A 12,328-nucleotide genomic window follows, 5' to 3' on the forward strand; every position below is an offset into this window, starting at 1 on the left:
CAGACCGTTTGGAGGATGGAAAATGGATATTATCTCTGACCTTTTACGTGAAATCCCATTACCGAGAATGGTCAAGGTGAGACAGAAATTTCATACACCTCAAATCGCTGATGTAGCTGGTGAGGTGAAGAAGGCGATAAAAGAAGCAGGTGTCTTATCAAGAATAACTGAAGATGACAGGGTGGCAATTGCAGTGGGAAGCAGAGGGGTAGCGGACCTTCCTATTTTAGTAAGAGAAACGGTAGCGGCCGTTATGGAGGCTGGTGGCAATCCTTTTATAGTCCCTGCAATGGGAAGCCATGGGGGTGCTACAGCGGAAGGACAAATCGATGTGTTGCATCAGCTGGGTATTTCAGAAGAAGCGGTTGGAGCGCCAATCATGTCATCGATGGAAGTTATTAAACTGGATGAATTGCCAAATGGGCTCCCTGTCTATATAGATAAACTTGCATATGAATCGGATAAAATCATAGTCATTAATCGGATAAAACCACATACGGCATTTCGTGGACCGGTTGAAAGCGGACTTATGAAAATGATTACAATCGGTTTAGGCAAGCAAAAGGGAGCCGAAGCTGCACATGCATACAGCTTTAAGTATATGGCGGAACATGTCCCTGAAATGGCGAAAATTTCCTTAGTGAAAGCTCCTATCATATTTGGTCTTGCGACTATTGAAAATGCCTATGATAAACCAGCGAAAATCGTCGCAGTCCCAGCAGAGGAACTGGAGGAAGTAGAGCCGGGACTATTGCTTGAAGCAAAATCATTGATGCCAAAAATACATTTCGATTCGATGGACGTACTTATTGTAAATGAACTTGGAAAGGACATTTCGGGTGATGGAATGGATCCGAATATTACGGGTAACTTCGCCACTCCATATGCTACCGGGGGGCCAGACGTTAAACGGACCGTTGTACTTGGTCTTACTGAAAAAACTCACGGTAATGCAAACGGCATCGGCATGGCTGATATGACGACGAAGGCCGTCATGAATAAAATCGAATGGGAAAAAGGCTATGCAAATGCACTCACAAGCACAGTGACAGATGTAGTAAAGCTCCCGATGTTTTTAGATACGCAGGAATTGGCTGTTAAAGCTGCTATCAAAACATGCAATGCCTTCGATTTGAATAAAGTGAGAGTAGTAAGGATAAAAAACACGCTTGATATCGGTGAAATTTGGATTTCTGAAAGCATGATGGAAGAAGCTTTAAAAAGCAAAAATATAGAGATCCTGTCAGAACCAGAAGAATTGGCACTAGACTAAAAACCTTCTTTAATATTGTTAGAGAATGGAAGAATTCATTTGAAATCAGAAAAGGAGTGCTGAAATGACACATCTATATCCACTAATTGATAACGAAATAAACCCTTACCGCGATAATGTACAGGGAAAAGCAAATGAACCCATTACGGTTGCGGGTCTATTGGACCGTTCGAAGCTGACGCTTGGCTCCACATATGAAGGGGGCAAGCCTGATTGGACGCTTGAAGAAATTTATATGCGGCTAGAGAGGAATGCCCCGCGTATCGCAATTATCGGTGGTTCGTCCGATCATCCAGCCCATATAATGGATTACCAAACGTCGGCACGGGCGGCAATCCGCATCTGGCAAAACGGCGGCGTTCCGTTTCATTTCTCGACACCAGTAATGTGTGATGGCACTGCGCAAAACAATCAAGGAATGAGTTACTCTCTCCAGAGCCGTAACGCGGTTGCACAAATGGTTGTTAACCAGCTAGAGGCTCACAGTTATCATGGTGCATTCGTCATTCAAGGGTGTGATAAGCAGCCTCTTGGTGTTGTAAGTGCACTCGCACATGTTGATCGTGTTCGCCGAAACCGTGGTGAAGCACCCTTTTTCGCAACATTCGCACCTGCTCACGTATTAGAAGGCGGTTCGATTCCAGCTGACGTAATTGAAGAATTGGAAGCTCTTGCGAAAAAAGCGGAAAGTAAAGGAGCTACTGATGTAGCCGTTGATTTACGAGATACGATGGCATATATATTGCAATGTTCATCGAATACTGCATTTCAGGGTGTGTTTGAACGGGCCTATGAACGAGGAATATTGACGAAGGAACAGCATAAATATTTTGAAATGAGACTTGCTGTCGCAACATGTGACGGACAGGGAGGTGTATGTGCCTTCAATGGTACGGGGAATAGTTCACGTCATTTAGTGGCAGGCATGGGTCTCGTTCATCCAGCCGTGGAGCTGTTAACCGATCCACCAACACAACGCCAGATTAACTCGGTGCTTGATAGCTTTGCCGGCATGATAAACGAAGAGCGCTACGGCGTGGCCAACATTGTCGCTGCGAATATAAAAAATGCAATCCGTATTCACAGCGCTTCAGGTGGTTCTACAAACTTAATGATGCATATTGTCGCAGGCATGCTTTATGCAGGATTCAAATTCAGCTTATGGGACCTTGACCGCATTCATCATTCACATCCGATTCCCGACTTATTTGATTACAGTTTGACGGAAGGAAGGGACATTTATTCACTTGCGATGCAGTGTTGCAGCGGGACAAGCAGAGGAATGGAAACACTTTTTTATGAACTTATTGAAAATGGTGTACCAATGGATCAGGATGCGCCGACTGTCGCAGCAAAAACTTGGAAAGAACGTCTTTCGATTACAAGCAGCCTAAAAGCGTTGAATGTAAAGAAAAATCAGGTCATTTTGTCCAGTCCACGCCGTGGATTCAGCGGTGTTGATGTATTAAAAGGTAACTTCTTTGAAAGCGCTGTTGTAAAAATCAGCGGAATGCCGACACCACAGCTTGACCAATTCGATGATAAGCTGGCATTTGTCCTTTATTACGAAAATGAAGATGATGCAAATAAAAGCCTACTCGATTCAAATCTGCTTTCAAAAATAAAAGAGCAAAAGCTTTTCGAACATAATCTATTGCTCGAATCTCTTAAATACAACAATGAGCCGGAATGGTCTCTTCTTAAATCTGCTACCTATGAGGAGCTATTTGACAGGATGGTTGAAGAGGGCACTTTGAAAATTGCGATCACTATTTCAGGGCAGGGGCCAGTGGCATTCGGAATGCCGGAAATGTTTACACCAATGCAACACATCAATGCAAATCGTGTTATGAAAAAAATCGCTACAATCATTAGCGACGGCCGCTATTCAGGAGTCACGTATGGTGCTGCTATAGGACATATGACACCGGAATCATATGAAGGTGGCGGCATTGGCTTACTTAAATCAGGTGATGTAATTCACCTTCAGCTTCGTGATCGACGGATTGATTTTGTCGATTCCACTCAACTTCATTCAGGAAAGGTTGTTCATGATTTTGCGGATTATTTTAAAGAAGAAAGAAAATCATTGGCGGCTGAACGCAAGCTGCGTATGAAAGTAAGACAAAAAATGGTTGCAGCCAGCAACAGGATGTTTGGACATACAGATGCAGCAAATGGTGTTGTCCCTATCGCTGTCATTGAGGATGCGGTACTCGATTATGAACAGGATATTTTACTTCAAGGAAAAAAAGTAGAAATAAAGTGAGGAATGCTCGTCATAAATCCGATAATATAAAGGTAGACAGAATAAAAGGAGTGAGGAACGATGCCTATCATCCAATCGGTGGAGCGTGCCTTGAAAATATTGGATTTATTTGATGAGCGTGAGCGCGCATTAACTATCACAGAGATAAGTAAACGAATGAATTTACATAAAAGTACGGTTCATTCACTATTAAAAACCTTACAGGAGCATCACTATATTTCACAAGGCGAAGAAAATGGAAAATACTCGCTAGGATTAAAGCTATTGGAGAGGGGAAGCGTTGTTGTGACCCATCTCGATTTGCGCAACGTAGCAAGAAAACATCTCGAATGGCTTTCAGCAACAACGAATTTAACGCTGCACCTTGTCATATTAGACGGTCAGGAAGGTGTCTATGTCGATAAAGTGGAGGGCACGGGGGTAACGGTCCTCTATTCCCGTATTGGCCGGCGTGTTCCGATTCATACGAGTGCTGTTGGGAAATCTCTTGTTGCAACCAAAACGGACAGTGAACTGGATTTGCTCTTGGACGGATATGATTATACGGGTCCGACCGAAAGATCGATTAGATCCAAGGAGCAGTTTTTAGCGGAAATCGAAAAAGCACGCATTGATGGCTATTCAATGGATAATGAAGAAAACGAACCGGGCATTTTCTGTCTGGCTGTACCGATTAAAGATTATTCAGGAAAGGTAATCGCAGCAATGAGTGTATCGATGCCAGCATCGAAAGTAAACGAAGAAACACATGAGTATTATGTACGTCTCTTAAAGGAATGCAGCAGTAAAATTTCGCAGGAGCTTGGTTATGAATATCAAAAAATATAAATGAGGCCTGCCATATAGGAGGAACTATAAAATGAGAATTATTCGCTATGTAAAAGAAAATAAGAAACAACTTGCTGCCGTGACAAACGAAAACAATGTGGTGGACCTTCCATTTACGGATTTTATGTCGTTGATTACAACGGCACGTCATGATAACAGAACAGCGTTTGATATTGTAAAACAAATTGCCGTCGAAGGGAAAAAGCAGCCATTGGAAGGTCTTCAATTAACAACTCCTATCGACGCACCAGAAGTATGGGCATCTGGCGTTACCTATAAAAAAAGCAAGGAAGCACGTAACTATGAAGCAACGCAAGGAAAGCTGGACCGCCAAACATTCTATGACAAAGTTTATGATGCAGTGCGTCCTGAGATTTTCTTTAAATCGACTGCAGCAAGGACCGTGGGCCCGAATGATCCGGTATACTTGCGTTCAGATTCAAAATGGCAAATTCCTGAGCCGGAGCTTGGTCTTGTCATCGATAAAGAGGGAACGGTACTCGGATATATTGCAGGTAATGACATGAGCTGCCGTGATATTGAAGGTGAAAATCCGCTTTATCTTCCACAGGCAAAGGTATGGAAAAATTCTTGCTCCATTGGACCGGCCATCTTGTTAAAAGAGGCAGTTCCGGATCCATATGAGCTTACAATCATGTGCCGAATTTATCGAAATGAAGAAAAAGTATTTGAAGGTGAAGCGAAAGTAAACCAACTGAAACGAAAATTGGAAGAGCTTGTCGACTATTTAGTCTTAGATAACACTGTTTTTGACGGATCAGTTTTACTTACAGGTACATGCGTGGTTCCGCCAAATGAATTTACATTGAAAGGCGATGACCGAATCGAAATTGAAATACCAGGGATTGGAGTATTAAACAACCCGGTTATCCAAAGTAAAGCAGTCCAAACAATTTAAGGAGTGACAAAATGAGCGAATATAAAACACTTTACTTAAGTAATAAAGATAGTGTAGCTGTCGCTTTATCCGAAATCCCTGAAAACACATCAGTAGTTGTGAAGACAGGGCTTGAAGAACTTGCCGTATCCATTCTTGAACCGATTCGTTTTGGACATAAGTTCGCAGTCAAATCCATCGAACAAGGAGCAGACATAATTAAATATGGGGAAGTCATTGGTGCAGCCTCAGCTTTTATTCCCGCTGGTGCACATGTTCATGTACACAATTTAGAAGGTAAAAGAGGAAGGGGTGACAAAATTGCTGAATGAAAAAATGCAGTTTTGGGGCTACCGCCGTCCGGATGGCCGCGTCGGTGTCCGGAATCATGTACTGATTTTGCCCACGATAACATGCGCAACTCAAACAGCTCAGCGCGTCACAGAATTGGTGAGCGGAACCGTTACATTCATTCATCAGCATGGCTGTGCGCAAGTGGGAACTGATTATGATCAAACGGCCAGAACCTATGCGGGAATGGGCATGAATCCAAATGTATATGGTGTCATAGTCCTCGGACTTGGCTGTGAAACACATCAGGCGCACCGCATTGGAGATGAAATTGCCAAATGCGGTAAACCAGTGGAAACTGTATCGATTCAGGATCATGGCGGGACTCTTCAAACCATTGCCGAAGTAGCTAAAATTGCAGTCAAAATGGTCCAGGATGCCTCAATGGTGCAACGGGAATTATGTGATTTTAGCGAGCTGATTGTCGGCACAGAATGCGGTGGGTCGGATGCGTGCTCCGGCTTATCGGCGAACCCCGCCGTCGGACGTACAAGCGATTTGGTCGTTCAGCAGGGGGGAACCGCAATATTAGCGGAAACGACTGAACTCATCGGTGCAGAGCATTTGATCGCTAACCGGGCGGCAAACGACCAGGTAGCCAAAAAAGCTTATGCGGTTATTAAAATGATGGAAGACCGCTCGATTCAAATGGGCGTAGACATCCGCACCGGAAATCCGAGTCCGGGAAACATTGAGGGAGGGCTCAGCTCACTCGAAGAAAAATCACTGGGGGCAGCGACAAAATCAGGCACAACCAGACTGGAAGAAGTCATTGATTATGCCCAGGTGCCCACAAGGAAAGGGCTCGTATGGATGGATACGCCTGGCCACGACATTGAGCAATTGACGGGAATGGTCGCAGGCGGTGCCCAAATCGTTCTCTTTACAAGTGGAAGAGGCACGCCAACGGGTTCCCCTATTTCACCCGTCATAAAAATCTCAACTAATACACCAATGTTTGACAGGATGAATGAAAATATGGATTTAAATGCAGGTACGATTGTCGATGGTTTAGAAACCGTTGATGAAGTGGGCAAGCGCATTATGGAAGAAATTCAACATGTTTCAAACGGAAAACTAACAAAAGCGGAGATATTAAAGCAGCATGACTTTGGTATATGGAGAATTGGACCGACATTCTAAACCGAAAAAGGAGCTAAAGATTATGATATCAACTACATTTGCAACGAAAACATATAAAAATTTCATTAATAATGAGTGGGTGAATGCATCTTCTGGAAATACAATCGAAAGCATTAATCCTGCGGACAAAGAACCGGTTGGCTTCGTTCAAAGCTCAACGGAAGATGACTTGAATAAAGCTGTAGCTTCTGCGCATAAAGCAAAGAGGGATTGGCGCAGGCTTGGGCAGTCTGCACGTGGACAAATCCTTTTCAAAGCTGCCAATATATTGGAAGAAAATCTAGATGAAATTGCGGAAACCATGACTCGCGAAATGGGTAAAACGTTACCGGAAGCAAAAGGGGAAACGGCACGAGGTGTTGCCATCCTGCGTTACTATGCTGGGGAAGGGATGCGGAAAGACGGCGATGTTATTCCATCATCCGATAAAGAAGCCTTAATGTTTACGAAACGCACCCCACTTGGTGTTGTCGGGATAATCACGCCATGGAACTTCCCGGTTGCAATTCCCATTTGGAAAATGGCTCCTGCTCTTGTATATGGCAATTCAATCGTATGGAAACCCGCTACAGAGGGAGCCGTTACAGCAGCAAAAGTGATGGAATGCTTTACAAAAGCCGGCTTCCCTGAGGGCGTTGTGAACTTCATTACCGGTAAGGGATCGATCATCGGTCAAGGACTCATCGATCATCCGCTTTTAAATGCGATTACATTTACCGGTTCTGAAAGTGTCGGGCAGAGTGTCGCAAAATCAGCTTCCGCTCGCGGGATAAAATACCAGCTTGAAATGGGTGGCAAGAATCCAGTTATCGTCACGAAAGATGCGAACATCGACCAAGCAGTCGAGGCAGTCATCAGCGGTGGATTTCGTTCTTCAGGCCAAAAATGTACAGCTTCAAGTCGTGTTGTTGTTGAATCGTCCGTCTATGATGAATTTAAACAAAAACTGGTAGAAGCAGCAGCGGAAATTACAGTCGGCAACGGTCTTCAAGAGGGTATTTGGATGGGCCCATGTGCAAGTGAAAGCCAGTTCAATACGGTGACAGAGTACATTGAAAAAGGCAAGCAGGAGGGCGCAAAACTCATACATGGCGGGGAGATATTAACTGGCGGAGACTACGATAGAGGCTTTTTCATAACACCAGCGATTTTTGAAGACGTGACGTCCGATATGGAGATTGCACAGGCAGAAATTTTTGGGCCAGTTATCGCGCTTATAAAAGCAACCGATCTTGTCGAAGCCATTGACTTGGCAAATAATACGAAATACGGATTGAGTGCATCAATCTTCACATCAAATATTAGCTCAATTCTGGAATTCATCGATGAAATTGAAGCAGGGCTTGTCCGTATTAACGCAGAAAGCGCGGGCGTAGAGTTACAAGCACCATTCGGAGGCATGAAAGCATCGAGCACGGGATCGCGAGAGCAGGGTGAAGCGGCGAAAGAATTTTATACAGCCATAAAAACTGTTTTCATTAAAGGTTCTTAACAAGTATAACGACACAGAATTTCATTATTCCAGAACAAGGCCAGGAAAATATAGTACAACGAAGGCACGGACATCCTTGTGGATAATTCAGAATTATTAGACTATGGAAATGGTTATATGAAAATTACGGATAAATCGGGTCTTGGAGTAGAAATTGATGAGGGAAAATTGAAGCAGTCAGCAGAAACCTGACATAATTGGACAACCCAAATTTGGCGTCATGAAGTTGGGAGCATCGCTGAATGGAAATAAAAGGAGGCAAAACAATGAACTTTCATGGCATCATTCCACCGGTAGTCACCCTATTTGATGAAACGGGGAACTTAGATATACCACTGAACAGAAGTTATATCGACTTATTAATTTCAAAGAATATTGACGGTATTTTGTTGATGGGAAGTTCAGGTGAGTTCTCATCACTTACAACGGAAGAAAGAAAATTATACGTACGTGAAATGATAAAGCACATTAACGGACGGGTGCCTGTGATGGTTGGCGTCGGACATACCTCATTAAAAGAGGTGCTTGAATTAACTTCTTATGCTGAAGAACATGGAGCGAACGGCGTTCTCGTAGTCAACCCATATTACTGGAAGCTGTCTGACGAGCAACTATACCGACATTTTTCCAGTGTAGCGAATCATACGAATCTGCAAGTTTTCATTTATAACATTCCGCTCTTAACCGGACAAAATTTATCAATTGAATTGATTAAAAAATTAGCCGAAGATCATTCAAACATTACTGGGATTAAAGAGACGGTCAGTGATTTCGGCCACCTTCGTCAAGTGCTGGAGGAAGTGAAGAAAGTTCGCAGTGATTTCCGCGTCTTCTCTGCGTTTGACGAGCATTTGCTTCCGGCTCAAATGATTGGTGCAGCGGGGAGCATCAATGGAAGCGCTGTTTTTATGCCGGAAATATCCGTTGATTTATATGAATCGTATCAAAAAGGTGATCTTACCGAAGCACAGAAATATCATCAAGTGATTTCAAAACTGATGGATGTGTACAATTACGGTCCAACATTTTTTACTGCCATGAAAGAAGCCGTTCATCAGCGCTGGTTTGACGTGCCAGCTGGACACCGTTCTCCATGTGATGTATACCCTGTTGATTTGAGTGATAAAGTAGCTGCTCTTTTAAAAATTTTAGACATGAAGGAAGGCGTCCAATAATGAAAGAATCACGCGAATTGCTCGAACAATTAGGCTACCCAACAACTGATCTTAAAGAACTTCCGACCTCAACGAAAACATTTCCAGATGGCGCTCAATACCGCATTGAACTCCCAAGTGTAGAAGGTCCAGCTGCACTAAAAGAAACACTGAAAGAAATTGACCGACTCGGGTTGACCATTCACCGAATATCACAAGGAAGCGGCATCATGCTTCAAACGGATGAAGAAATTAAAGAAATGTGTGAATTGACAGCAGAGCGCGGTATGGAGCTGAGTTTGTTTGTCGGTCCCAGGGGTTCATGGGATGTAAGTGCGGGACCGCTTACGCCGGGAGGAAAATCACAGGGAATCCGTCATGAAGGCTCCGACCAGCTTGTTTATGCAATGGAAGACCTGAAAAGAGGAGCGGCGCTTGGTCTTCGCGGTGCGTTAGTTGCGGATGAAGGACTTCTTCTTATAACGAAAGAAATGAAAAAACACGGACAGCTTCCGGAAGATTTTGTTGTTAAAGTATCGGTTCAAATGGGACCAGCCAATCCAGTATCCGTTAAATTAATGGAAGACATCGGTGCGGATACCTACAACGTGCCACCTGCATTAACGCTGTCTAAACTTGCAGCGATCCGACATTCAATAGACATTCCAATTGATTTATACGTAGAAGTGCCAGATACCTTCGGCGGCTTTCTTCGCTATTATGAAATACCGGAAATCATCCGTGTATTGGCGCCTGTATACATCAAGTTTGGCCTTCGGAATCACCCTGACGTATACCCATCAGGGAAACAATGGGAAAGTACGAACATCTCACTCGCCCAGGAACGTGTACGCCGTGCCGCAATTGGAATTCAAATGATTGAACGATATTATCCAGAAGCTAAAACATCGAAACTTGGCGCTGAAGGACTCGGTATTGCGAAAGTCGAAAAAGCAGCAGTGAAATAATTGATTTTCACCTGAAACGGGAGGAATCCCCCTGCCTTTAAGGGGGTTATTACCATCTATAGGAGTGGAGTCTAATGGCCTTTAAAATATTATTGACGGATTATGAATTTGAACATTTGAAATATGAAGAAGACGTGTTTCAAGAAAGCGGATTGGACTTTAATTTTATTAAAGCACAATGCAAAACAGAAGAAGAAGTTATTGAGCTGGCAAAGGATGCGGACGCAATTCTAAATCAATATGCCCCTGTTTCTCGTCGCGTAATTGCATCACTTGAAAACGCGAAAATCATATCCCGCTACGGTGTCGGGGTCAATACAATTGATCTCGATGCGGCAAAAGAAAAGGGGATTACTGTTGCCAATGTTCCGGATTATGGCATGGAAGAAGTCTCCAATCATGCATTGGCACTATTGCTTTCATGGGCACGCAAAGTGACGCTGTTAAACAATGAGGTGAAAAGAGGTAACTGGGACTTTAAAGTGGGTGTGCCGATTCATCGTTTTAACGAACAAACGGTTGGAGTTCTCGGCTTTGGTCGCATTCCGCGCCGTTTCATTGAAAAGGTGAAACCGCTGGGCTTTAAAACAGCTGCTTATGATCCATTTGTATCGTCGGCAGAGATGGCTGCTGTCGGCGTTCAAAAAATGGATCTCGATGAAATTATTCGTGAAGCCGATTATTTGTCGGTCCATGTACCCTTAATCGATGATACGTTCCATCTGATTAACGAGGAGCGCCTTAAACAAATGAAGAGAAATGCGGTCATCATTAACACCGCACGTGGACCGATAATCGATGAAACAGCACTTTCTGATGCACTTGAAAGAGGGGTAATTGCAGGTGCAGCACTTGATGTGACAGAAAATGAGCCAGTCCGCATCGATAGCCCACTACTCACTATGGACAATGTCATCATTACACCGCACAGCGCCTGGTATTCTGAGGAAGCGATGGTTGAACTTCGTCAAAAAGCAGCAAGAAATATCGTTCAGGTCTTAAAAGGTGAAAAAACACCATACGCTTTGACGTAAGAAAGGGGGAAAATATGAAAATAGCCACTTTTTCCGTACAAGACGAACGGCACATTGGCCTAGTTCAAGATGATCGAATTATTAGTTTAACGGCTCTAGGTTCAGATGAATTTCCTGCTTGTATGAAAAGATTTATAGAACGAGGCAGCGAGTTGCGTACACGTGCTGAACAGTTAATCGAGCAACGGGTAAATGATGATGCGATATTCAGACTGTCAGAAGTAAATGTCCTGCCGCCAATTGCACAGCCGGAAAAAATCATTTGCGTTGGGCTTAACTATATTGATCATTGCAAGGAAACCGGGATGGAGACACCTGCATCCCCGGTCATTTTTTCAAAATATGCGAATGCGATTGCGGGCCATAACGATGCGATTGAAATCCCAATTAATTCAACCGAGGTCGACTTTGAAGCAGAGCTTGCGGTTGTCATTGGAAGAGAAGCGAAACATGTGTCAGAAGAAGAGGCGAATGACTATGTTTTTGGCTATACAATTATGAATGATATTAGCGCCCGAGATTTGCAATTTCAGGACGGCCAGTGGTCAAGAGGAAAAACGGCGGACACATTTGCTCCATTTGGACCTGTTGTCGTTACACATGATGAAGTGGGCGATCCCCATAATCTAGCGATTTCGCTTGAATTAAACGGTGAAATTATGCAGGATTCTAATACAAGCAACCTGATTTTTACGGTTCCGAAAATCATATCATTTTTATCACAGTCCATGACACTTAAACCAGGTGATTTGATTGCAACTGGTACACCACCTGGCGTTGGAATGGGACGCAATCCGAAAATCTGGTTGAAAAACGGTGATCGGTTGAACGTCAGTATTGAAAAGATCGGCACGCTTTCCAATCACGTAATAGCCTGACAAGAGAAAGAAGATGGTGACGTGGACGTTGTAATAAAAA

The 12,328-nt window shown here is 43.6% G+C and carries 11 protein-coding genes; all 11 read left to right on the top strand.

Features of this window, described 5'->3' with window-relative positions; all coding sequences use genetic code 11:
• The first annotated feature begins 22 nt into the window (after positions 1–22).
• The 11 genes from QUF94_RS12805 (at position 23) to QUF94_RS12855 (ending at position 12,288) form a co-directional block, all read left to right on the top strand.
• Positions 23–1,273 (top strand): nickel pincer cofactor-dependent isomerase, group 22, encoded by a 1,251-nt coding sequence (locus QUF94_RS12805; protein WP_289316190.1) that lies wholly within the window; start codon positions 23–25, stop codon positions 1,271–1,273.
• 64 nt (positions 1,274–1,337) lie between these two features.
• A complete protein-coding gene (locus QUF94_RS12810; protein ID WP_289316191.1) occupies positions 1,338–3,542 on the top strand; it encodes a dihydroxy-acid dehydratase domain-containing protein in 2,205 nt (734 codons plus the stop codon).
• 60 nt (positions 3,543–3,602) lie between these two features.
• A complete protein-coding gene (locus tag QUF94_RS12815) occupies positions 3,603–4,370 on the top strand; it encodes an IclR family transcriptional regulator (RefSeq protein WP_063235052.1) in 768 nt (255 codons plus the stop codon).
• Positions 4,371–4,401: 31 nt separating this feature from the next.
• Entirely contained in the window at positions 4,402–5,289 is an 888-nt protein-coding gene (locus tag QUF94_RS12820; RefSeq protein WP_289316192.1) for a fumarylacetoacetate hydrolase family protein, read from the top strand.
• Between the two features lie 11 nt (positions 5,290–5,300).
• Entirely contained in the window at positions 5,301–5,600 is a 300-nt protein-coding gene (locus QUF94_RS12825; protein ID WP_289316193.1) for a UxaA family hydrolase, read from the top strand.
• Between the two features lie 4 nt (positions 5,601–5,604).
• Complete coding sequence (locus QUF94_RS12830; RefSeq protein WP_289318365.1) at positions 5,605–6,762, top strand: UxaA family hydrolase; 1,158 nt, start codon at positions 5,605–5,607, stop codon at positions 6,760–6,762.
• 22 nt (positions 6,763–6,784) lie between these two features.
• Positions 6,785–8,254: an alpha-ketoglutaric semialdehyde dehydrogenase GucD gene (gene gucD, locus QUF94_RS12835; RefSeq protein ID WP_289316194.1), complete on the top strand. Its 1,470-nt coding sequence runs from the start codon at positions 6,785–6,787 to the stop codon at positions 8,252–8,254.
• Between the two features lie 266 nt (positions 8,255–8,520).
• Positions 8,521–9,429, top strand: a complete 909-nt coding sequence (locus QUF94_RS12840) for a dihydrodipicolinate synthase family protein (protein ID WP_289316195.1) — start codon at positions 8,521–8,523, stop codon at positions 9,427–9,429.
• Positions 9,429–10,376, top strand: coding sequence for a U32 family peptidase (locus QUF94_RS12845; RefSeq protein WP_289316196.1), 948 nt, complete (start codon positions 9,429–9,431; stop codon positions 10,374–10,376). Before QUF94_RS12840 ends, QUF94_RS12845 begins: the two co-directional genes overlap by 1 nt.
• 74 nt (positions 10,377–10,450) lie before the next feature.
• Complete coding sequence (locus tag QUF94_RS12850; RefSeq protein ID WP_289316197.1) at positions 10,451–11,410, top strand: C-terminal binding protein; 960 nt, start codon at positions 10,451–10,453, stop codon at positions 11,408–11,410.
• A gap of 14 nt (positions 11,411–11,424) precedes the next feature.
• Positions 11,425–12,288 (top strand): fumarylacetoacetate hydrolase family protein, encoded by an 864-nt coding sequence (locus QUF94_RS12855; RefSeq protein WP_289316198.1) that lies wholly within the window; start codon positions 11,425–11,427, stop codon positions 12,286–12,288.
• The last annotated feature ends 40 nt before the right edge of the window (positions 12,289–12,328 follow it).

Origin of the sequence: Peribacillus sp. NJ4 (assembly GCF_030348345.1) — a bacterium.
Classification (GTDB): domain Bacteria; phylum Bacillota; class Bacilli; order Bacillales; family DSM-1321; genus Peribacillus.